This is a genomic window from Hominenteromicrobium mulieris (genome assembly GCF_046197855.1).
In the GTDB taxonomy this organism is placed as follows: Bacteria; Bacillota; Clostridia; order Oscillospirales; family Acutalibacteraceae; genus Hominenteromicrobium; species Hominenteromicrobium mulieris.
Window position 1 is genome coordinate 430,788 of sequence record NZ_CP173188.1, and the last position, 21,697, is coordinate 452,484.

Annotated in this window: 18 protein-coding genes, 1 pseudogene and 1 other annotated feature; of the genes and pseudogenes, 17 read left to right on the top strand and 2 right to left on the bottom strand. The window is 55.5% G+C overall.

The genetic code is table 11. The annotated features are described in order from the left end of the window. The first annotated feature begins 176 nt into the window (after nt 1-176). The 17 genes and pseudogenes from zapA to ACI0CA_RS02190 all read left to right on the top strand — a co-directional run bounded on the left by zapA (nt 177) and on the right by ACI0CA_RS02190 (nt 19,321). Nucleotides 177-734 carry a cell division protein ZapA gene (gene zapA, locus ACI0CA_RS02110; RefSeq protein ID WP_446806576.1) on the top strand — a complete coding sequence of 186 codons (558 nt, stop codon included), beginning with the start codon at nt 177-179 and terminating at the stop codon, nt 732-734. Continuing rightward, nucleotides 715-2,796: a U32 family peptidase gene (locus tag ACI0CA_RS02115; protein WP_308449289.1), complete on the top strand. Its 2,082-nt coding sequence runs from the start codon at nt 715-717 to the stop codon at nt 2,794-2,796. Before zapA ends, ACI0CA_RS02115 begins: the two co-directional genes overlap by 20 nt. A 193-nt stretch (nt 2,797-2,989) precedes the next feature. Then, nucleotides 2,990-3,439: a dUTP diphosphatase gene (gene dut / locus ACI0CA_RS02120; protein WP_308449290.1), complete on the top strand. Its 450-nt coding sequence runs from the start codon at nt 2,990-2,992 to the stop codon at nt 3,437-3,439. Nucleotides 3,440-3,603: 164 nt separating this feature from the next. After that, complete coding sequence (locus ACI0CA_RS02125; protein WP_308449303.1) at nt 3,604-4,668, top strand: rod shape-determining protein; 1,065 nt, start codon at nt 3,604-3,606, stop codon at nt 4,666-4,668. Between the two features lie 44 nt (nt 4,669-4,712). Beyond that, nucleotides 4,713-5,624: a rod shape-determining protein MreC gene (gene mreC, locus ACI0CA_RS02130; protein ID WP_446806575.1), complete on the top strand. Its 912-nt coding sequence runs from the start codon at nt 4,713-4,715 to the stop codon at nt 5,622-5,624. Between the two features lie 15 nt (nt 5,625-5,639). After that, nucleotides 5,640-6,194 carry a hypothetical protein gene (locus ACI0CA_RS02135; protein WP_417072866.1) on the top strand — a complete coding sequence of 185 codons (555 nt, stop codon included), beginning with the start codon at nt 5,640-5,642 and terminating at the stop codon, nt 6,192-6,194. 26 nt (nt 6,195-6,220) lie between these two features. Beyond that, complete coding sequence (locus tag ACI0CA_RS02140) at nt 6,221-8,278, top strand: penicillin-binding transpeptidase domain-containing protein (protein ID WP_446806574.1); 2,058 nt, start codon at nt 6,221-6,223, stop codon at nt 8,276-8,278. Nucleotides 8,279-8,420: 142 nt separating this feature from the next. Then, entirely contained in the window at nt 8,421-9,176 is a 756-nt protein-coding gene (locus tag ACI0CA_RS02145; RefSeq protein ID WP_176820587.1) for a nucleotide-binding protein, read from the top strand. Between the two features lie 45 nt (nt 9,177-9,221). Beyond that, nucleotides 9,222-9,620, top strand: coding sequence for a methylglyoxal synthase (locus tag ACI0CA_RS02150; RefSeq protein ID WP_308449294.1), 399 nt, complete (start codon nt 9,222-9,224; stop codon nt 9,618-9,620). Nucleotides 9,621-9,650: 30 nt separating this feature from the next. After that, nucleotides 9,651-9,859 (top strand) — a binding site (T-box leader). 50 nt (nt 9,860-9,909) lie between these two features. Beyond that, nucleotides 9,910-11,208 (top strand): histidine--tRNA ligase, encoded by a 1,299-nt coding sequence (gene hisS, locus ACI0CA_RS02155; RefSeq protein ID WP_446806573.1) that lies wholly within the window; start codon nt 9,910-9,912, stop codon nt 11,206-11,208. A gap of 31 nt (nt 11,209-11,239) precedes the next feature. Beyond that, nucleotides 11,240-13,021 (top strand): aspartate--tRNA ligase, encoded by a 1,782-nt coding sequence (gene aspS / locus ACI0CA_RS02160; RefSeq protein ID WP_176820584.1) that lies wholly within the window; start codon nt 11,240-11,242, stop codon nt 13,019-13,021. After that, entirely contained in the window at nt 13,021-13,626 is a 606-nt protein-coding gene (locus ACI0CA_RS02165; RefSeq protein WP_308449297.1) for a pentapeptide repeat-containing protein, read from the top strand. Before aspS ends, ACI0CA_RS02165 begins: the two co-directional genes overlap by 1 nt. 360 nt (nt 13,627-13,986) lie before the next feature. Continuing rightward, nucleotides 13,987-16,284: an anaerobic ribonucleoside triphosphate reductase gene (locus ACI0CA_RS02170; protein WP_446806572.1), complete on the top strand. Its 2,298-nt coding sequence runs from the start codon at nt 13,987-13,989 to the stop codon at nt 16,282-16,284. A gap of 188 nt (nt 16,285-16,472) precedes the next feature. Beyond that, nucleotides 16,473-16,655 (top strand): hypothetical protein, encoded by a 183-nt coding sequence (locus ACI0CA_RS02175; protein WP_316686320.1) that lies wholly within the window; start codon nt 16,473-16,475, stop codon nt 16,653-16,655. 85 nt (nt 16,656-16,740) lie between these two features. Then, nucleotides 16,741-16,857 (top strand): annotated as a pseudogene (nrdD, locus tag ACI0CA_RS02180) (anaerobic ribonucleoside-triphosphate reductase); the annotation flags it as partial. Nucleotides 16,858-16,868: 11 nt separating this feature from the next. Next, on the top strand, nt 16,869-17,372 hold the full coding sequence (nrdG, locus tag ACI0CA_RS02185; RefSeq protein ID WP_308450125.1) for an anaerobic ribonucleoside-triphosphate reductase activating protein: 504 nt from the start codon (nt 16,869-16,871) through the stop codon (nt 17,370-17,372). Between the two features lie 170 nt (nt 17,373-17,542). After that, nucleotides 17,543-19,321 carry a phosphoenolpyruvate carboxykinase (GTP) gene (locus tag ACI0CA_RS02190; RefSeq protein WP_308450124.1) on the top strand — a complete coding sequence of 593 codons (1,779 nt, stop codon included), beginning with the start codon at nt 17,543-17,545 and terminating at the stop codon, nt 19,319-19,321. A gap of 319 nt (nt 19,322-19,640) precedes the next feature. Here ACI0CA_RS02190 and ACI0CA_RS02195 read toward each other — a convergent pair whose 3' ends face one another. Both ACI0CA_RS02195 and ACI0CA_RS02200 read right to left on the bottom strand, forming a co-directional pair. Beyond that, nucleotides 19,641-20,825 (bottom strand): Gfo/Idh/MocA family protein, encoded by a 1,185-nt coding sequence (locus tag ACI0CA_RS02195; RefSeq protein WP_308450123.1) that lies wholly within the window; start codon nt 20,823-20,825, stop codon nt 19,641-19,643. Between the two features lie 18 nt (nt 20,826-20,843). After that, entirely contained in the window at nt 20,844-21,692 is an 849-nt protein-coding gene (locus tag ACI0CA_RS02200; protein WP_308450122.1) for a sugar phosphate isomerase/epimerase family protein, read from the bottom strand. Nucleotides 21,693-21,697: the final 5 nt, after the last annotated feature.

The window sequence follows — 21,697 nt, forward strand, 5'->3', positions numbered from 1 at the left end:
TAAAGCTGTGGCTTTGTATAGTTTCGACAGAAAATATCGGCTTTCGGTATAAACCGGCCGAAAACCGCCGAAACGCCCGTCTTGCGCGCTTTTTTTGACAAGGCGGGGCTTTTGGTATATAATGCAGAACAGAGTATAACCTGCGTAAAATCGGCGCGGGGAAAGGAATCTGTGCAATGGAAAAAACGAGATTCAAACTGAATATCTGCGGCGTGGACGTCACCGTTTCCGGCGATGTGGACCGCGACGGTGCAGAAGCCATCGCAGAGCGTGTGCGCGTGCGTATGGAAGAGGTTTTAAACAACGCCTACGGCGCGACCATAGAGAAAGCGGCGGTCATTGCGGCCATGAACCTGAGCGAGGAGCTTTCCCGCACGGAGGCCGCTTTGAATCAGGCCCGCGAGGAAGCGGATGCCCTGCGCACAAAGACAAAGGAATTTGCCGGTGCGGACGGCCTGAAGGCCCGCCTTTCCGAAGCGGAAATGAAGCTCGGCGTTTTGCAGGAAAAGCTGCGCCTTGCCGAAAACCACGCCGAAGCTGCGGAAAAGGAAGCGGAAGAAGCGAAAGCCGCTGCCCAAAACGCAGCGCACACGGCAGCTGCAGAACCGCTCGACCTGCCGCCCATCGACCTGCGCAACCCCATGCTGCCCGATTACGGCGACGAAACGGGGCTTGTGAGCTTTTTTGAAAAGGCAGACGTAAAGGAGACCGCGCGTGAAGACGAAGAAGATTGAGGTGCTCGCGCCCGCCGGTAATCCCGCGGCCCTGAAAGCGGCGGTGTTCGCCGGTGCGGATGCCGTGTACATGGGCGGCTCGCTGTTTTCCGCCAGAGCATCGGCGGTGAATTTTTCGCGTGAAGAAATGCGGGAAGCGGTGCTTTTTGCCCGCGAGCGCAATGTGCGCGTGTACGTCACGGTTAACACGCTTTTAAAAGATGACGAACTTCCCGAAGCGCTTGATTTCTGCAAGTTCCTGTGTTCTGTTCCCGTAGACGGCATTTTGATCCAGGACATGGGTCTGTTTAATATTCTGCGCGAAGCCTGCCCCGAGATGCCTTTGCACGCCTCTACCCAGATGAGCCTGCACACGCCCGGCGGCGCGGCCTTATTAAAGGAACTCGGTGCGTCCCGCGTCGTTTTGGCGCGTGAGATGTCTTTGAAAGAAATCGAAGAAGTCTCCAAAAAGACCGATGTGGAGCTTGAAGCTTTCGTGCACGGCGCGCTGTGCATGTCGCTTTCCGGCCAGTGCTATTTCAGCGCCATGCTCGGCGGCCGCAGCGGCAACCGTGGGCGCTGTGCTCAAACCTGCCGTCTGCCGTTTGCCGCGCCCGGTGGCACGGGGCACGACCTCAGTTTAAAGGACATGTCGTTCATCAACCACATCGAAACGCTGCATAACGCCGGCGTATGTTCCGCAAAGATCGAGGGTCGCATGAAGCGGCCGGAATACGTGGCGGCGGCAGTCGCGGCGTGCCGAAAAGCGGCAGACGGCGAGTCTGTGCCGGAAAACCTGCTCGAACATTTAAACGCGGTGTTCTCGCGCTCCGGCTTTACGGATGGCTATCTGTCCGCCCACAGAGGACGCGTTATGTTCGGCACCCGCACAAAGGAAGACGTGGAGAGCGCAAATTCCGCCGTGTTCGCGCAGCTGCATACTTTATATAAAAACGAAGCGCAGCGTGTGCCGGTGACATTCACATTAAGCGCCTTTGCGGGCAAAAACCCGCGCGTCACAGTCTCGGACGGCGAAAACGAAGCGGTCGTCACGGCAGAAGACTGCGTATGCGAAACGGCGCAGAAGCTGCCTGTCAACACCGAACGCTGGGAGCAGCAGTTAAGAAAAACCGGCGGCACGCCGTATTTGTGCAAAGCGGTGCAGATCGACACCGATGAAAAAACCGCATTGCCCATTTCCGTTTTGAATGGTCTGCGCCGTGAAGCGCTGGAAAAGCTCGGCGAACAGCGCCGCGAAAAGCCCGCCGTATCGTTTAAAGCTATTCCGCTCGATACGCGTACACATGGTGAAAGCGGACGGCCTAAACTCCGTGCGTTCTTCAAAGACTGTGCGCAGGTGCCGGAAAATATTTCCATGCTGGAAGCGGTCATTCTGCCGCTCGATGCCGACGAAGCGACGCGCACGCGCTGCAAAAACGCGGGTATCAGCGTGATCCTCGCTCTGCCGCGTGCACTGTGGGGCATTGAAAACGTAGTGCGCGCACGCATGAAAGCGTGCAAAGCCATGGGCTATACGCACTTTTATTGCGGCAATCTCGGTGCGCTCGCCCTGTGCAAGGAACTTGGTGTGTCCGCGCACGGCGGATTTTCGCTCAATGTATTCAATACGGAATGCCTGCGCTTTTTTGAAGAATTCGGCTTAGACGATACCGAGCTTTCGTTTGAACTGACCGGCGACGAAATTCGCGGTCTCGGCGGCGAGCTGCCGCGCGGAATTTTGCTCTACGGCCGTCAGCCCCTGATGCTCACGCGCAACTGCCCGCTTGCAAATTCGCCGAAGGGCTGCTTAAACTGCAAGCATGCGGGCAAAATCCGTGACCGCAAGGGCGTGGAGTTTCCCGTGCACTGCACGCGTTTTGAGGGTAAAACCGTGTATTCCGAGGTCTTTAACAGCGTGCCGCTCGTGCTCTTTGACCGCCCCGTTTCAAATGTCGATTTCGGTGTTTTGCGCTTCTCTGTGGAAAACGCCGTGGAAACGCAGGCGATTTTAGACGCTGTCGTTCGTCATGAAAAGCCGCATTCCGACTGCACCCGAGGACTTTTCCTCCGCGGTGTGCTTTGATTGTGGAAAACTCGGTGGAAAGTGTTTAGAACTTTCTTTTTGAACAGATTGTGAACTCAAAAAAGCCGCAGAAATAAGCCGTTTTTCATTTTCCACAGCGCTGTGGAAACAGTTATCCACAATGAGGGAAAACCGGGAAAAAGTGTGAAAAACGGGAATTTTTGGGATACTGTATATAGACAAGGAGCAAAAAATGGAACAAAATATGGTTTTAAAACTGATGCGTGTGCGCGAAGGTGCGATCATCCCGAAGCAGGCGACGGCGGGCAGCGCGGGCTATGACCTGTGCGCGTGTATGGACGCCCCGCAGACGATCGAGCCGGGCGAGCGCTGCGTATTTCCGAGTGGACTTGCGGCGGAGATCCCCGCGGGCACGGCAGGCTTCGTTTTCACTCGCAGCGGTCTCGGCATCAAAAAGGGCATTCATGTCACGAACGGTGTCGGTGTCATCGACAGCGATTACCGCGGCGAAATCCAGATCGGCCTGCACAATCTCAGCGCGGAGCCGTACACGGTGCAGCCGGGCGAGCGCATCGCGCAAATGATTATTATGCCGTATTTTGCGCCGGTGATTGAGGAGGTCACATCTCTAACGGAGACTGACCGCGGTGCGGGTGGATTCGGAAGCACGGGGACAAAATAAATTTTCAAATTGCGGCGGTATTCACGATTTTTCGGTTGAAGCTCCGCCGCTGTTTTGTTATACTGAATAAGTATGAGTATCGTGCGCCGCAAAGACGTGCGGCTTGCCAAAGTTTTACCCGTTTCGGGAGGTCTTATCCTATGGGTTCTCTGCAATCTACGATCATGGCGGGTCTTTCCTCGCTTTTTTCTCTTTTTTCAACATCTATCAAAGACATCGGCATCGACCTCGGCACGGCCAACACGCTCGTTTATGTGCGCGGTGAGGGCATCGTGCTGCGCGAGCCGTCCGTGGTGGCGGTGGACGCGAACTCCAACGAGGTTTTAGCCATCGGCAAAAAGGCCAAAGAAATGCTCGGCCGCACGCCGGAGTCCATCACGGCGGTGCGCCCGTTAAAAGACGGCGTCATTGCGGATTTTGAGGTGACGGCAGCCATGCTCAAATACTTTGTGCGCAAGGCCATCAAGGCCGGTTCGTTCACGCGTCCGCACATCGTCATCTGCATTCCCTCCGGCGTTACGGAGGTGGAGCGCCGCGCGGTGGAGGACGCCGCAAAGCAGGCGGGTGCAAGCCGCGTGGAGCTCATTTTGGAGCCGATTGCGGCGGCTATCGGCGCAGGGCTGCCCACGGGCGAGCCGGTTGCGAGCATGGTTCTGGACATCGGCGGCGGCACAAGCGAAACGGCGGTCATCTCCTACGGCGACCCCATCGTGGCAGATTCCGTCCGTGTGGCAGGCGATAAATTTGACGCAGCTATCGTTTCGTACTTGCGCAAAAAGTACGGTGTGCTCATCGGCGAGCGCACTGCGGAGGACGTGAAATTGCAGATTGGCTCCGCTTACCCGCTTGAGGAACTCGGCAGTGTCTCCATGGAGGTGCGCGGCCGCAGCGCGGCGGACGGCCAGCCGAAAAATATTACCGTCACGGCAGAAGACGTGCGCGAGGCGCTTTTGGTGCCGCTGAAAGCTGTGTTCGAGTCCGTACACCGCGTTTTGGAGCGGACCCCACCGGAGCTTTCCGCAGATCTTTTGGATATGGGTCTCACGCTCACGGGCGGCGGTGCACTGCTGCGTGGCTTAGACCGCTTTTTGCATGAAGCGACGGGCCTGCCCGTGCAGGTCGCGGAGCGCCCGCTCGACTGCGTAGCCGAGGGTGCAGGCCGCACATTAGAGGGCAAAGCGCATATCCCCGCAAACGCGCGCGGCGCGGTAAAAGCTGCAGAAAAATAAATTGAATTTGACTTTAAATAAAAATCGAAAGGCAGGTGCGGCGCATGGAGAAATTCACCTCTAAAAATTTTAAAATTTTAATGATCGCGGTTGTCATTCTGCTCGGCGTGCTCGTGTACGGCTTAAACGCCGGAACATCCGTGTTCTCAAACGTGTTCGGCACGGTATCCGCACCGCTGCTCACGGCGGGGACGAATACTACCGAGGGCGCAAAGGAGTTTTTAAATTTGGACGGCATGTCCAAAGAGGAGCTTAAAGCGCTGTACAACGACCTTTCGGAGGAAAATCAGAAGCTGCGCGAACAACTCGTGGATTACTACACTTTAAAAGATGAGAATGCTTCGTATGAAAATATCCTCTCCGTCAAAAAAGCCATGCCCGACCTGCAATTAGCCGCGGGAAGCGTCGTAGGGCGCGACCCGAACGATGTGTTCGGTGATTTCACCATCAACTGCGGCAGCCTTGCGGGCGTGTCCGTCGGCGATGCCGTCATCACGGAAACGGGCGTCGTGGGCGTTGTGGAGGAGGTCTACGCCGCGTCAAGCCGCGTGCGGTCGATTTTATCCGAAAAGACGCAGATCGGCGCCACGGATAAATCATGCAAGGAAAGCGGCGTCGTCACAAGCGACATCCAGTTCGCAAACAGCGGCAAGGTAAAAATGCTGTACCTTACAAGAGATACCGAGGTGCAGCCGGGCTCCATCATTACCACGAGCGGCGCGGGCGGCGTGTTCCCGGGCGATTTGCTCATTGGACGTGTGAACAGCGTGGAGCGCAGCAACGCGGATTCCTCGTACTATGCCATTTTGACCCCATACGTGGACGTAACAGAGGTGACGGATGTCTTCGTCGTGACGGATTTCGACGGCAAGGGCGACGTTACAACCGGCTTGCCGGAGACGAATAACAAAGATGAAGAAGACCCCGCGCAGACCGCAAGCAAGGGAAATGAATAAAAGGAGTGAACAGCTGTGCCGAACCGCAAAAAATGGATACGCTATGTCTTGTATGCGGTTGAGATCCTGCTGCTGTTCCTGTTACAGGATACACCGGGGCTGCTGCCGCAGATCATGGGCGTAAAACCGCTTCCGGTGCTCTCTGCCGCGCTCACCATTGCCATGGTGGAGGCGTGCACACCCGCTATGGCGTTCGGCATGTACGCCGGGTTTCTTGCCGATATCGGCAGCGGAGCTGTGTTCGGGTATCACGCGCTCACGTTCGGCGTGCTGTGCTTTTTGCTGAGCGGCCTGTGCGGCACCAGAATTCAAATTCAGCTTTTCACATCGGTATTGATGGGTCTGTGGAGCTGTGCCGTCGCCGTTTTGCTCGATTGGCTCACGCTGTACGTCGCAGCCGGGTATTCACTGACGCTGTACGCGCTCGTCACAAAGTATCTGCCCATCTATTTTTACACGCTTTTAACGATACCCGTGTGCTACGGTTTGCAGGCGTGGGTGCGAAAGCCCCGCGTGCGCAGCGCCATACGGCGGCGCAGGTCAAAGCTGCATAAGCTGCAAAAAATTTAAGTTTTCAACGAAGGGAGACGACAGCTGTGAAAAAAGGACGCGGCCGCTATATTTTCTGCGGTGTTATGCTTGCTGCCGTCTTTCTTTTGTATATCGGGCGGCTTGCCCAGTGGCAGCTTTTAGAGGGCAGCACGTTTGAAGAGGAGGCCGTACAGTCCTCCGCGACGTACTTAAAGCTCACCGGCACGCGCGGCGAAATTTTGGACTGTAACGGAAACGTGCTCGCAGGCAACCGCTCCGTGTATAATGCCATATACAGTCGTCTTTCCGGCAGCAATGAAACGCGCAATGCCGTCGTTTTGGAGGCTGTAAAGCTGCTCGAAACGCTGAACGTCCCGTGGACGGATCGCCTTCCCATCGAAATCAAATCGGGCAAATATCAGTTTAAAACCAAAGTGACCGCCGAGATCGAAACGCTGAAAAGCGAAGACGTCTTAGACTTACCCTCGAGCGCCACAGCAGACGAGTGCATGGAATCGCTCATCGAGCGGTATGACCTCGAAGCCTATACAAGCCTCGAAGACATCCGCCGCATCGCGTCCGTGCGCTACGGCATGGAGCGTGCGTATTTCAGCCGCACGAACCCGTTCGTGCTCGCAAAAGACATTTCCATCGAAACGGTGGAGCTCTTAAGTGAGCGCAGCACAGATTTGCCGGGCATTGAAACGCAGGTGGAGCAGACACGCGAATACCCGGAGGGCGATTTGGCCCCGCATATCGTCGGCACGCTGGGTGCCATTTCGCAGGAGCAGTACGATGCCGCCGAGAAAGCGGGCAACACGTATTCCGCCTCAAACGTTTCCGGCTATTCCTATACGGATACCGTCGGCCAAAGCGGCATTGAGAGCGTGTTCGAGTCCACCCTGCGCGGCAAAAACGGCAAAGAGAGCGTCACAACGGATGCTACCGGCAAAGTGACCTCCACCACCGTGACAGAGCCGCCGGAAGCGGGCGATTCCGTGTGGCTTACCATAGACAGCAATGTGCAGCGCGCGGCCGTAAACGCGCTCGCCGAGCAGATTGAAGCGAAGCCGACCGAAGACTGCGAGGCCGGTGCGGTTGTCGCCTTGGACGTGAACACCGGCGGCATCATTGCCAGCGCGACCTACCCGAATTTCGACCTTGAAAAGTACAATACGGACGATGCGTATTTGACGCAGCTTTATGCGGACGAAAGCCAGCCGCTTTTCAACCGCGCGCTAAACGGCATCTTTACGCCGGGTTCCGTTTTTAAGCCCCTTGTCGCCTTGGCGGCGCTGGAGGAAGGCGTCATCACGCCGACCTCTCACCCCGTGAACTGCGACGGCGCGTACCACTATTATGCGCCGGATTACGAACCGGGCTGCCTCGGCGTGCACGGCGAGGTGGATGTGTACGGCGCCATTCGCAACTCCTGCAACGCGTTTTTCTTTGACGTGGGCCGCATGCTGACCATTCACAAAATGCACACGTATGCAGAGCTGTTCGCTCTCGGCGAAAAGACCGGGTGCGAATTGAGCGAGAGCGCGGGCATCATGTCCGACCCCAAAACGTATACGGAGCGCCACGGCGCAAATTGGTACGACGGCCTCACCATTCAGGCGGCCATCGGCCAGTGCGACGATATGTTCACGCCGATCGAGCTTGCGGAATACTGCGCCATGATCGCAAACGGCGGCACGCGCTACAAAACGCATTTCTTAAATAAAGTCACGGACTACGACCGCGCGGTGGAAAAAGAGACCGCAGAGCCGGAGGTCGTGTTAAAAGCGGAGATCGAAGACGAATATTTCAAGGTCGTGCGCGAGGGCATGCGGCAGGTGTGCACAGAGGGCACGGCGGCCTCGACTTTCTCGGATTTCGGCATTGCCGTTGCGGGCAAGACCGGCACGGCGGAAAACGCCGACCATTCCGATAACCTGACGTTCATCGGCTTTGCGCCGTACGAGAACCCGGAGATTGCCGTGGCGGTCGTCATCGAATACGGCGGCAAGGGCGATGCCGCAAAAGAGACGGCAAAGGCCGTTTTTGAAGCTTATTTTGCCGAAACGCTCCAAAAGGAGGCAAAAAACACAGAAACCACGGTAACAGAGAGTACGGAATGACGCGTGCTTAGGGAGGATATTTGTCTGCTTCGACAAAAAAGCCGCCGTGTTTTTGTCTCGCTGTGATAAAATTGCGGTATAGCCATTTTTACTTTTGACTACCGTGCATTTTTGTGTTATTATGTTTAATGAGGTATTATCTATGGGTACTGCTATTGTTGTCACATCGGGAAAAGGCGGCGTGGGAAAATCCACCGTTTCGCTTGGGCTGGCTTCTCAGTTTGCGGCGGGCGGCGAACGCGTTCTGCTTTTGGATTGTGACGCGGGCCTGCGCAGCCTGGACCGTATGACCGGCACAGAGGAAGCGCTCGTGTTCGACAGTTCGGACGTTGTGGCAGGGCGCTGCGCGCCTGCGGATGCGATTTACCCGTGCGTGACCATGCCCGGCGTGTCTTTAATGCCTGCCCCGGCAAGCGGCGAAGATCTTGTGCCGGAACGCGTCATGCTCAGACTCGTTCCGCTTTTAAAGCGCTATTTTGACCGCGTGATCCTTGATTCTCCCGCGGGCGTGGGGCGTGGCTTCCGCGCGGCGGCAGCGGCGGCGGACTGCGCGCTTATTGTGTGCAACTCGGACCCCGTGTGTATCCGCGATGCGTCCATCGTGCGCAGGCTTTTAACAGAGCTTGAGGTACCGCAGCAGCGGCTCGTCATCAATCGCTTTAACGCCGAATATTTCGGCAGCCTTTCCGCCGGGCGGGAAGACGCCGGCGGCCTGCGCGACCTCGATGACGTCATCGACCAAAGCGGCGTGCGGCTCATCGGCATCGTACCCGAAGATAGACAAATGACGGCTGCTTTTCAGCGTGGCTGCGTGCCGGCGGATGACCTGCCCGGCATGACGGCGCTTTCCCGCATAGCGGCACGCATGAACGGTGTTTCGGTTCCCTTATCGTTGTGACATTTGGGATAGGGGCCGAATGATTATAAACAGGGAGGAATTTTCATGAATATCGCGCTTACGGCGCATGACGCAAAAAAAGAGCTTATGGTACAGTTCTGCATCGCTTACTGCGGCATCCTGAGCCGGCATAATCTCTGTGCGACCGGCACCACCGGTAAGCTTGTAGAGGAAGCAACCGGTCTTTCGGTCCACCGCTTTTTAAGCGGCCCACAGGGCGGCGATCAGCAGATTGCGGCGCGTATCTCCTGCAACGAGATCGACCTTTTGCTGTACTTCCGCGACCCCATGCAGAAGCAGGCACTGGAGCCGCACGATAAAAACTTGCTCCGTCTCTGCGACCTGAATAACATTCCCGTGGCGACGAACATCGCAACGGCAGAGGTGCTTATCCATGGTCTCGAGCGCGGCGACCTCGATTGGCGCGAGATTGTAAAGCTGTAAATTTAAAACCAAAGCGTATGCTTTGAAAATACACCGGCATTGACCGGGAAGAGTATCTGCCATGGGGCACAAAACAGAGAGCGCCGCAAATGCTGAGAGCGGCGCGTGCATCCGGCAGAGAAAGACACCCGTGAGCCGCACGAAAGTGCGTTTTCCGCGTTAAGGAAAGAAAGGGGAGGGGAAGCTTTCGCTTTTTCTCCCGAAAAAGGGTGGCACCACGAACCTGTTTCGTCCCTTATCCGTTTTGGGTAAGGGTTTTTTTATTTTTCATGAATGAGAGGGATATTTTATGGAATTGATCACAAAAGCGCCTAAGGGCACCGTGGATATCATTCCGGGTGAATCCGAAAAATGGTCGCTTGTGGAAGCCGTTATGACGGATGAAGCGGAACTGAACGGCTTTTCCGAGATCCGCACCCCGGTGTTTGAGCACACCGAGCTCTTCCTGCGCTCCGTCGGCGACACCACCGACGTAGTGGAAAAGCAGATGTACACGTTTGAAGATAAGGGCGGCCGCTCCATTACGCTGCGCCCGGAGGGCACGGCGGGCGCTGTGCGCGCCATGCTGGAAAACGGCCTGTATAACGGCGGTTACCCGGTAAAGCTCTACTATAAGACCTCCTGCTACCGCTACGAAAAGCCGCAGGCGGGCCGTCTGCGTGAGCTGCACCAGTTCGGCGTGGAGATGTTCGGCACCGCAGAACCGGCGGCGGACGCACAGGTCATCGCTATGGCCATGTCCATTTTCAATCGCCTCGGCCTTGCCGATGACATTGAGGTCTCTATCAACTCCATCGGCTGCCCCACCTGCCGCGCAGAGTACAGAAAGGCGCTGAGAACGTATTTCGAGGGCTATAAGGATCAGCTCTGCGAGACCTGCAATTCCCGCTTGGAGCGCAACCCCATGCGTATTCTGGACTGCAAAAGCCCCGTTTGCGGTGAGATTGCCAAGGGTGCGCCGAAGATCACGGATTATCTCTGCGACGACTGCCGTGCGCACTTTGAAAAGGTGCAGACGCTGCTGAAATCTATCAATATTCCGTTTTCCATCGATCCCGGCCTCGTCCGCGGCCTCGATTACTACACCCGCACCGTGTTCGAGTTCCCCTCGAAGCGCTTCGGCTTCGCGCTCGGCGGCGGCGGACGCTACGACGGCCTCGTGGAGGAAGTCGGCGGCAAGCCCACACCGGCACTCGGCTTCGGTCTCGGTCTTGACCGCATTCTGATGGCGATGAACGAGATGGGCGCAGACTTCGGAAAGGACGCAAAGTGCGAGGTCTACATCGCGTCTCTGGGCGAAGCGGCGCAGACGAAGGCGTTCCAGCTCACCGAAAAAATGCACAGCTGCGGCATCGCGGCAGACTGCGACCTGTGTGCGCGCGGCCTGAAAGCCCAGATGAAATACGCCGACAAAATCGGCGCGCAGTACAGCATCGTCCTCGGCGACGATGAGATCGCAAACGGCAAAGCCGTGCTTAAAAACATGAAGACGGGCGAAAAGAAGAAGATCTCCCTCAACGATGACTTTGTCGATACGTACATCACGGCCGTCACCGAACAGGAAGACGCCATGCCCATCACATTTTAACCGGTCACACTAACGAAAGAGGAAATCAATCATGACACAATCGAGAACCCATACCTGCGGCGAACTCCGCCTTGCAAACGCAGGCGAGACCGTCACACTGGTCGGCTGGATGGAAAACATCCGCGAAGTCGGCAATAACTTTGCGTTTTTGGTGCTGCGCGATTTTTACGGCACCACGCAGGTCGTCATCGAAAACGAAGAGATGATGAACATTGTAAAGCCCCTCAATAAGGAATCCACCATTTCCGTTACGGGCATCGTGCGCGAGCGCACCAGCAAAAACCCGAAGCTCCCCACCGGCGACATCGAGATCGCGCCGACGGAGATCACCGTGCTCGGCCGCTGCCGTTATAACGAGCTGCCGTTCGAGATCAACCACTCCCGCGAAGCGGACGAGAGCCAGCGTTTAAAATACCGCTATCTCGACCTGCGTAATCCGGAAGTGAAAGCCAACATCATCCTGCGCTGCAACGTTGTTTCCGCTCTGCGCACCGCTATGACGGAGCACGGCTTTTTAGAGATCACCACGCCGATCCTCACGGCTTCTTCGCCGGAGGGCGCGCGCGATTACCTCGTCCCGGCGCGTAAGCACCCGGGCAAGTTCTACGCCCTGCCGCAGGCGCCGCAGCAATTTAAGCAGCTCCTCATGACCGCGGGCTTTGACCGCTACTTCCAGATCGCACCGTGCTTCCGCGACGAGGATGCGCGCGGCGACCGTTCTCCGGGCGAATTCTACCAGATGGATATGGAAATGGCGTTCGCCTCGCAGGAAGACGTTTTTGCCGTCATCGAAGACGTTCTTCCGCCGATTTTTGCAAAGTACGGCACGTATAACATCGCGTCCTCCGCACCGTTTGCTCGCATCCCGTACCGTCAGGCCATGGAGGAGTTCGGCTCCGATAAGCCGGACCTGCGCATCGACCTGCGCGTCAAGGACGTTACGGATATTCTTGCAAGCTGCGGCTTCGGTCCGTTTGAAAACAACATTGTCAAGGCTGTTCCGGTCTCCAACTGCAAGCTTGCCCGCAAGGCGGTCGATAAGCTCTGCGCAGACGTAGAGGTGCAGGCCGGCCAGAAGCCGTACTGGTTCAAGGTCGATGAATCCGGCGCCATTGCCGGCGGCATCGCAAAGTTTATCAATGCGGATGAAAAGACCGTGGAAGCCGTCAAATCCGCGCTGTCTCTCGAGCCGAATACGCTCGTGTTCCTCTCCGCAGGCAAGCGTGAGGAGGCCCAGAAGACCGCAGGCGTCATGCGCCGTATGCTCGGCGCGGCGTGCGAGGGCCACATGGATAAAGAGCGCTACGAGTTCTGCTGGATCGTTGATTTCCCCATGTACGAGATCGGCGAGGAATCCGGCGAGCTGGAGTTCTGCCACAACCCGTTCTCCATGCCCTCGGGCGGTATGGAAACGCTGCTTAAGGCCGAGCGCGGCGAGATTGACCCGCTCGACATTCTGGCAGACCAGTACGACCTCGTTTGTAACGGCGTAGAGCTCTCCTCCGGTGCTGTGCGTAACCATGACCCGGAGATCATGGTTAAGGCGTTCGAGATGGTACGCCTCGGCGAAGACGATGTAAAGGCGAAGTTCCCGGCCATGTACAACGCATTCTGCTACGGAGCGCCGCCGCACGCCGGCATCGCCCCGGGCGTAGACCGCATGGTTATGCTGCTCTCCGGCGAAGAATCCATCCGCGAGGTCATCGCGTTCCCGATGAACAAGAGCGCACAGGATGTCATGATGGATGCACCGTCCAAAGTCACCGAGGCACAGCTCAAAGAGCTGCACATCGCCGTGACGGAAGAAGAGTAATGTTCTCTTTAGAACAGAACACGTATAAAAACGCGCGGCTCGGCGATACCGATTTCACGGACGCCGAGCTGCGCGGCTATACGTTTGAAAATTGCGACCTGCGCGGCGCGATGTTTTCCGGCGCTTTGCTTGAAAAATGCCGCTTTTCTGCGTGCGCGTTCGATTTTTCTCGCTTGAACGACGTTTTGGCGCGCGGCTGTTCGTTTGAAAACTGCACGTTTTCGGGCGCAAGCCTGTTTGTCACCGCGTTTGAGAATTGCCGTGTCTCGGGCTGCTCCTTTGCGGGCGCAGACCTCACCGGCTGGGCCGTGCGCGGCGGCACACTCGAATACTGTGTGCTCGATCATTGTCCGCTCAAAAAGCAGGACTTTTCCGGCATCAGTCTGCGCGGTACAAGCTTTGCGGAAGCGGATCTCGAAAAAGCCGATCTTTCCGGCTGCGACCTTACGGAGACCGTGTTCCGCAATGCGCAGCTGAAAGAATGCGACCTGCGCCGTGCCAAATTTTCGCGCACCGATATCCGCTTTGCAAAAATGCAGAAAACAAAGATCGATTTGGAGGGCGCGGTGTATCTCGCGGGACTGCTCGGTGCCGTCGTCAACTAAAAAAGCCGGCAAAAAATTTCGTGAAAAAACGCGTTTTATTTTGTCAACCGCCGTATGGCGTGCATAGGGCTTATAAACGGGTATAGACGGTGTACAACCGCGCCGAAATATGCCCCAAAAACCGTGAAAAAACGCCATGAAATCACAAGTTATACCGCGCGTTATGGAAAAAACCGTTTCTATGACGCGCGGTATATTTTGTTATTATTATGTAAACCTAATACTATATATAGTGGTTTTGACACTAAATATGCCCTTGACATGTATAGGAAAAGCGCCTATAATCGAAAGTACAGAAAGCGCAAAGCGAAGGCTTTTAGGCTTTGCCGCAGGGGAGAAACGGAAAGGGAAGTTAAACGTATGATTCGATATATTGTCAAGCGCAGCGGGGACAAGGTGTCGTTCGATGCGCGGAAAATTAAAAGCGCTATTTTTAAGGCCAATACCAGGATCGCCGCAGAGCGTATGAGCGACGCCGACCTGAACGAATTGACCGAAGAGGTACTCACGGCGCTCGAAAAGCTGCCGGGTACGCCCACGGCGCAGGAAATTCAAAACGTGGTGGAGGAAAAGCTTCTTGCCGCCGATTACGCCAAAACGGCGAACGCTTACATCAATTATCGCACGGAGCATGAGCACCTGCGCGAAATGGACGACGAGCTCGTGAAGATTTTTGAAAACCTCACGTTCCGCCCGTCCGAAGAGGATGACTTAAAGCGCGAAAACGCGAATATCAACGCCGATACCGCCATGGGCACCATGCTGAAATACGGCTCCGAAAGCGCCAAGGCGTTTTACGATAAATATGTCATCCCGCCGGAGATTGCCAAAGCACACGCGAGCGGCGACATCCACATTCACGATAAAGACTTTTATGCCCTCACCGAAACATGTTGTCAGATTGACCTTTTAAAGCTGTTTCAAGACGGATTTTCCACAGGCCACGGCTATTTGAGAGAGCCGAACGACATCCGCAGCTACGCCGCGCTCGCGTGCATCGCCATTCAGGCAAACCAAAACGAGATGCACGGCGGCCAAAGCGTGCCGAATTTCGACTACGCTATGGCGGAGGGCGTGAAGAAAACGTACCGCAAGCAGTATTTCCGTGCGCTTGCGCAGTATATTGAGGTGCGGTTTGATATGAGCGCCTCCGATGCCGCCGCGCTGACGGCTGCCATCAAAGAAGCGCTCGGCACCGATGTCACAATGCACACCGCAGAAGCTTACGCCGAAAAGCTGCGCGCGTTTCTGCCGCGTCATCAAACAGAAAACGGCTTCCAGATCATCACGGGCGACGCTGCCCGCGCCGCCGCGGAATACGCCGCAAAGACCGCCTACAAAGAGACGGATGCTGCCACGTATCAGGCCATGGAAGCGCTCGTCCACAATTTAAACACCATGAATTCCCGCGCCGGCGCACAGGTACCGTTCAGCTCCTTAAACTATGGCACGGATACCTCGCCGGAGGGCAGAATGGCCGTGCACAACCTGCTCCGCGCTACGGAAGCGGGGCTCGGCGACGGCGAAACGCCCATTTTCCCAGTTCAAATTTTCAAAGTCAAGGAGGGCGTCAACTACAACGAGGGCGACCCGAACTATGACCTGTTCCGCCACGCGCTGCGCTGCTCCGCCAAGCGCCTGTTCCCGAATTTCAGTTTTTTGGACGCCCCGTTCAACCTGCAATACTATAAACCCGGCGATTATAACACCGAGGTGGCGTACATGGGCTGCCGTACGCGCGTCATGGGCAATGTATTCGATAACACAAAGGAAGTCACCTGCGGCAGAGGCAATTTGAGCTTCACCTCCATCAACCTGCCGCGCATCGGCATTGAAGCGAAGGGCGATATGAAAACGTTCTATAAGCTGCTCGATGAAAAAATCGCGCTCGTGGAAGAACAGCTTCTGCACCGCTTCAAAATCCAGTGCAGCAAAAAGGTGTATAATTATCCGTTCCTCATGGGGCAGGGCGTGTGGATCGATTCCGAAAAGCTCGACCGCAACGATTCCGTCGCCGAAGTCTTAAAGCACGGCACCTTAAGTGTCGGCTTCATCGGCCTTGCCGAGACCTTAAAAGCCCTCACCGGTAAGCACCACGGCGAAAGCGAAGAAAGCTGGAAGCTGGGGCTTGAGATTATCTCCCATATGCGGGAGAAAATGGACGAAAAAAGCCGTGAGACCGGCCTCAACTTCACCTTGCTCGCAACGCCCGCAGAGGGGCTTTCCGGCCGCTTTGTGCGCATAGACCAAAAGAAATACGGCAAAATTCCCGGCGTTACGGACAGAGAGTATTACACAAACTCGTTTCACGTGCCGGTGTACTACCCCATCAGCGCCTATGAAAAGATTCGCAGAGAAGCGCCGTTTCACGCGCTCACGAATGCGGGGCATATCAGCTACGTGGAGCTCGACGGCGATACGTGCAAAAACATCGACGCATTTGAAAGCATCGTGCGCTGCATGAAAGAAATGGGCATCGGCTATGGCTCGGTCAACCACCCCGTAGACAGAGACCCTGTGTGCGGGTATAACGGCATCATCGACAAGGTGTGCCCGAGGTGCGGCAGAAGAGAGGGCGAAGGCGTTCCGCTCGAAAGGCTTCTGGAGCTGAAAAAGCGCTACCACGACGTCCCGGATTATTCGCATTTAATTAGATAGAGCAAAGTTACCGTTAACGGTGATTAAAAGTTTCGCCCGCCTTTTCAAAGGCGGTGGGGTCTTGGGGCGAAGCCCCGAGTCGCTTTCTGCAGAAAACGAAATCTATTTGCCTACCAAAAATCAGGACGGGAACTTCAACAGTCCGGTGGACTGTTGAAGTGTGGGAGACCCAATTAGGGGGTCTCCCAATGAACTTGAACCGCAAGTTCATAAAAGCAAAAACGGCAACACATGGGTTTAACCTGAACGACAAGTCGTTCAGCTATGGTTTTGTGCTTTTGATGATTGAAAATCATCAATTTCGCTGCGCGAAACCAGCCCAAGAACCACCTAAAAGGCGGCATCCGCCGCCTTTAGAAAAATTGAAATGAATGTAAAATTGTATTTATAAAAAGAATCGAGGCAGTTATCATGTCACCCAAAACACAGAAAAATACAAAAACCATCATCGTCGGCGAAGGCCGCGGATTCGACCGCATCCGCCGCATCACAGGCTACCTTGTCGGCACCACCGACCGCTGGAACGACGCCAAACGCGCCGAAGAACACGACCGCGTAAAGCACAGCCTGTAAGGCACGGCAAAATGGAAATCCGCATTTCTGGCATCGTGAACGATTCCATCGTGGACGGGCGCGGCATCCGCCTCACCGTGTTCACACAGGGCTGTCCGCACCATTGCCCCGGCTGCCATAACCCCCAAACGCATGATTTTGCGGGCGGCAGGGTGGAAGATACCGATGTCATCTTTGACATGTTCAAAAAAAATCCGCTGCTGCGCGGCATCACGTTTTCGGGCGGTGAGCCGTTCTGCCAGCCAAAGCCGCTTTTAGCGCTCGCAAAGCAGGTGCACGCCCTGCATAAAGACGTCACCGCCTATTCCGGCTGGACATATGAGCAGCTTGTTTCTATGCACAACCCCGATGTGGACGCGCTTTTAAACGCGTGCGACGTTCTGGTGGACGGGCCGTATATCGAACAGCAGCGCAATCTTGAGCTGCTCTTTCGCGGCAGCGAAAATCAGCGTCTTATCGATATGAACGCCACCCGCCGAAACGGACGCGTAACGCTTTTACAGCTCGATTATTAAAAAACTCCGCAAATTTCCTCTGATATGCGCTAAATCAATACCGCTATATCGAAAAAAGATGGGGGTAATTCATGATTTTGTAATTGATTATGCGGGAAACTTGTGGTAGAATAAAGACAAATGGGTTATTTTACATTTTATTTGCCTTTTTGGCGAAAGGAGAAATAACAATGACTAACAACAAGACAATTCTTGCTTGGATCGACGAGATGAAAGCTCTTGTCAATCCGGATCAGGTTGTTTGGATCGACGGCTCCGAAGAGCAGCTCGAAGAGCTCCGCAAGGAAGCAGTTGAGTCCGGCGAAATGATCAAGCTGAATCAGGAAAAGCTCCCGGGCTGCTACTATCACAGAACAGCTCCGAATGATGTTGCCCGTGTTGAGGACAGAACCCTCATCTGCTCCAGAAAAGAAGAGGACGCAGGCCCGACCAACCATTGGAAAGAGCCGCAGGAAGCATACAAGATGCTGTACGATATTGCTCGTGGCAGCTACAAGGGCCGTACCATGTACGTTATCCCGTACTCCATGGGCCCGGTCGGTTCCCCGCTCGCTAAGATCGGCGTTGAGCTGACAGACTCCATTTATGTTGTTCTCAACATGTCCATCATGACCAGAGTCGGTCAGAAGGTCATGGACGTTCTCGGCGACAGCAACGACTGGGTTCGCGGTCTGCACTGCAAGTGCGACGTTGATCCGGAGAAGCGCTGGATCTGCCAGTTCCCGGAAGACAACACCATCATCTCCGTAAACTCCGCTTACGGCGGCAACGTTCTGCTCGGCAAGAAGTGCTTCGCTCTGCGTATCGCTTCCTATCAGGCTAAGAACGAAGGCTGGATGGCAGAGCACATGCTCATCCTCGGCGTTGAGAACCCGAAGGGCGAGGTTAAGTACGTTTGCGCTGCATTCCCGTCTGCTTGCGGCAAGACCAACCTGGCTATGATGATTCCGCCGGAAGGCTACCGTGCAAAGGGCTACAAGGTCTGGACCGTCGGCGACGACATCGCTTGGATGCGCAAGGGCCCGGATGGCAGACTGTATGCCATCAACCCGGAAAACGGCTTCTTCGGCGTCGCTCCCGGCACGAACATGAAGTCCAACCCGAACGCTCTTATCTCTACCCAGAAGGGCGCCATCTTCACCAACGTTGCGCGTAACCTCGATGACAACACCGTTTGGTGGGAGAGCCTCGACAAGAACCCGCCGGTTAACGCAGAAGAGTGGAAGGGCGCTAAGGTAAACGGCCCCGAGTATGTTGCTGCTGGCAACAAGCTGGCTCATCCGAACAGCCGCTTCACCGCTCCTACCGCTAACTGCCCGTGCCTCTCCAGCGAGTTTGAGAACCCGCAGGGTGTTCCGGTCTCCGCTATCGTCTTCGGCGGCCGCCGTCCGGATACGGTTCCGCTGGTTTACCAGTCCAGAAGCTGGAACAACGGTGTCTTCATCGGCTCCATCACCGGCTCCGAGACCACCGCAGCCGCTGCAGGTGCAGTCGGCGTTGTCCGTCGTGACCCGATGGCTATGCTCCCGTTCTGCGGCTACAACATGGGCGACTACTTCAAGCACTGGATCGAAATGGGCGAGATGCTCGGCGACAAGGCTCCGAAGATCTTCAACGTCAACTGGTTCCGTGTCGACGAAGACGGCCACTTCATTTGGCCGGGCTTCGGTGACAACCTCCGTGTTCTCGAGTGGATCCTCAAGCGCTGCGATAACGAAGTTGACGCTGTTGAGACGGCAATCGGCTACGTTCCGAAGCCGGAAGACATCAACCTCGAAGGCCTCAAGGACTTCGATGAGGAGAAGCTCGCTTCCATCCTCAAGGTTGATAACGCTAAGTGGGCTAAGGAAGCTGCCGGCGTAGAGGAATTCTACAAGAAGTTCGGCGACAAGCTCCCGCAGGAGCTCAGAGACGAGCTCAACGGCCTCGAAGAGCGCACCAAGGCTTAATCAAAACTTAAATCGTAAGATTTAACGCATAGAAAGCGCCGCTTTTGGTTCACCCCGGAAGCGGCACTTTTGCATATTTATGGATGTTTTTGCACGGCGTTTGGCACAATTTATCCGTCAATTTCCATCGCAAATTACCCTCGAAGCTCAAAACAAAAGCACGCAGATTTAAGTGATCTGCGTGCTTTTCTCATATCTTTGTCCAGCAAAAAGATTTCGCCGTTTGCGAATGGCGACCAAAGGCGTTGCCTTTGGAAACCACCAGCTTTTTGAAAAAAGTTGGATTAAAAACTTTTAATCGCCGTTGTCGGCAACTCGCTTATCTTACCTTCCAGCGGTCGTTATACGTGCCGGAAAGGTCTGCAATCTTGCCGCTGTCTTCTTTCTCTTCCTTCACGTGTGAGGTCGCTCTGCGCTCGTTTAAATATTTCAGGAACAGCTCGCCGTCTACCGGCACAGCCTGCGGCTTGCCCGTCCAGTCGGAAAGGTGAATGGCGTTCGAGATATTCAGGCCGTTAATGCCCTCATAGCCCGGCGCCAGCAGCTCTTCGCCGTACAGAATAGCGTTTGTGAAGTTCTGCAGAATGCCGTTATGCCCAAGCTCAATGTTGTCCGTTTCCACTTCGGTCACGGTCATTTCGGGCTGTGCAAAGCCCTCTTTGCACGTCACGCAGAATTCGCGCTCCGGCACGGCGAGCTTCCACCAGGTCAGCTTGCCTTCTTCCCAAACAAGCTTGCCTTTGTCGCCTGTAATCTCCAAACGGTTCGTGCCCGGGCACTCACCCGTCGTGGTGATGAACGCGCCCGTCGCACCGTTCGGGTACTCGGCGTAAGCCGTCACTTCGTCCTCAACCTCAATGTTGTGCCAATGGCCGTACTTGCAGTGGCCCATCACGCGGTTCGGCATGCCGAAGATCCACTGCCACAAGTCAAGCTGATGCGGGCACTGGTTCAGCAGCACGCCGCCGCCTTCGCCTGCCCACGTCGCACGCCACGTGCCGCTGTCGTAGTATGCCTGTGTGCGGTACCAGTTCGTAATGATCCAAATACAGCGTTTCAGTTCGCCCAGCTCGCCGCTCTGCACGATCTCGCGCATTTTCTGGAACTTCGGGTTCGTGCGCTGATTGTACATGATGCCGAACACCTTGCCGGATTTTTTCGCGGCCGCATTCATTTCCTCCACCTGCTTTGTGTAAACGCCGGCAGGCTTCTCCGTCAGCACGTTCTTGCCCTTTTCAAAAGCATAGATCGCAATGGGGGAGTGGAAGTAATGCGGTGTCGCCACGATCACCGTGTCACACACACCGCTGTCAATCATTTCCTTGTAGTCTTCATAGCACGGTACGCCGGGCAGATTTTCGTCCGCCCAAAGGCGCTTCGATTCCGCAATATCGCACACGGCGGCAAGCTCCATGCCCTTGATATTGCCGGAGAAAATGCTCTTTGCGTGCGCCGAACCCATGTTGCCGATGCCGACAATGCCGACCTTTACTGTTTCGCTCATAAAATTACCTTCTTTCTGTTATTCGATGGTTTTCAAAATATCGTGCAGCGCGTCGGAAGCCACATCAAACGCTTCGTCCGCGTCTTTATATACGCGCTTATGCAGAACGTCCTCGCCCTGCAAGTTTTGCAAGCCGCTGAAATCGTACAAATGCGGCTCCAGCGTCAGCATGTACGGCTTACCCGTTTCCGCCAACGTTTTTAAAATACTCGGCACAGAGCCGTCTCCCTCACCCGCAGGCACCACGCTGCCGTCTTTAAACAGCGCGTCTTTGATGTGCATATAGTCGATGATCGGCGCGAGCGCCTTAAAGTTCACCGCCGGGTCATCGCCGCACTGAATGTAGTTTGCGGGGTCAAATACGCACCGCAGCGCCGGAATGGCTTTGTGCAGCTTCTCCACGCGCTTGAGCGTGTCGCCGTAAATGCCCTTCTCATTCTCGTGGCAGCAGTGTACGCCATTTGCTTCGCCGTAGTCCACCATTTTCTGTATTCGCTCGATCACGGTATCGTGATAAATCTCCGGATTTTTGCCCTCCGGAATATAGAAGCTGAACATACGAATGCGCGTGGTGTGCAGCTTTTTCGCAATCTCCACAGCGCGCTTGAATTTCTCGAAGTGCGGTGCAAAGTCGTCCTCAATGCCGATCTTGCCGATGGGCGAGCCGATGGCGGAAATGCCGATATTGCCCGCTGCAAGCTTCTTTTCAACAACATCAAGCTCCTCGTCCGTCAGGTCTAAAATGCCCTTGCCGTCCACGCCGCGGATTTCCATCAGTGAAATATGCTTGCGGTGCAGCGCCGCAATCTGCCGGTCAAACTCCGGCGAGGCTTCGTCTGCAAACGCGGAAAGTGTAAACTGTGTCATATGCC

What these genes read in the sequence shown, in the direction of transcription:
- zapA (WP_446806576.1), top strand. Translation starts at nt 177, where the DNA reads ATGGAAAAAACGAGATTCAAACTGAATATCTGCGGCGTGGACGTCACC.
- dut (WP_308449290.1), top strand. Translation starts at nt 2,990, where the DNA reads ATGGAACAAAATATGGTTTTAAAACTGATGCGTGTGCGCGAAGGTGCG.
- ACI0CA_RS02125 (WP_308449303.1), top strand. Translation starts at nt 3,604, where the DNA reads ATGGCGGGTCTTTCCTCGCTTTTTTCTCTTTTTTCAACATCTATCAAA.
- mreC (WP_446806575.1), top strand. Translation starts at nt 4,713, where the DNA reads ATGGAGAAATTCACCTCTAAAAATTTTAAAATTTTAATGATCGCGGTT.
- ACI0CA_RS02145 (WP_176820587.1), top strand. Translation starts at nt 8,421, where the DNA reads ATGGGTACTGCTATTGTTGTCACATCGGGAAAAGGCGGCGTGGGAAAA.
- ACI0CA_RS02150 (WP_308449294.1), top strand. Translation starts at nt 9,222, where the DNA reads ATGAATATCGCGCTTACGGCGCATGACGCAAAAAAAGAGCTTATGGTA.
- hisS (WP_446806573.1), top strand. Translation starts at nt 9,910, where the DNA reads ATGGAATTGATCACAAAAGCGCCTAAGGGCACCGTGGATATCATTCCG.
- aspS (WP_176820584.1), top strand. Translation starts at nt 11,240, where the DNA reads ATGACACAATCGAGAACCCATACCTGCGGCGAACTCCGCCTTGCAAAC.
- ACI0CA_RS02165 (WP_308449297.1), top strand. Translation starts at nt 13,021, where the DNA reads ATGTTCTCTTTAGAACAGAACACGTATAAAAACGCGCGGCTCGGCGAT.
- ACI0CA_RS02170 (WP_446806572.1), top strand. Translation starts at nt 13,987, where the DNA reads ATGATTCGATATATTGTCAAGCGCAGCGGGGACAAGGTGTCGTTCGAT.
- ACI0CA_RS02175 (WP_316686320.1), top strand. Translation starts at nt 16,473, where the DNA reads ATGAACTTGAACCGCAAGTTCATAAAAGCAAAAACGGCAACACATGGG.
- nrdG (WP_308450125.1), top strand. Translation starts at nt 16,869, where the DNA reads ATGGAAATCCGCATTTCTGGCATCGTGAACGATTCCATCGTGGACGGG.
- ACI0CA_RS02190 (WP_308450124.1), top strand. Translation starts at nt 17,543, where the DNA reads ATGACTAACAACAAGACAATTCTTGCTTGGATCGACGAGATGAAAGCT.
- ACI0CA_RS02195 (WP_308450123.1), bottom strand. Translation starts at nt 20,825, where the DNA reads ATGAGCGAAACAGTAAAGGTCGGCATTGTCGGCATCGGCAACATGGGT.
- ACI0CA_RS02200 (WP_308450122.1), bottom strand. Translation starts at nt 21,692, where the DNA reads ATGACACAGTTTACACTTTCCGCGTTTGCAGACGAAGCCTCGCCGGAG.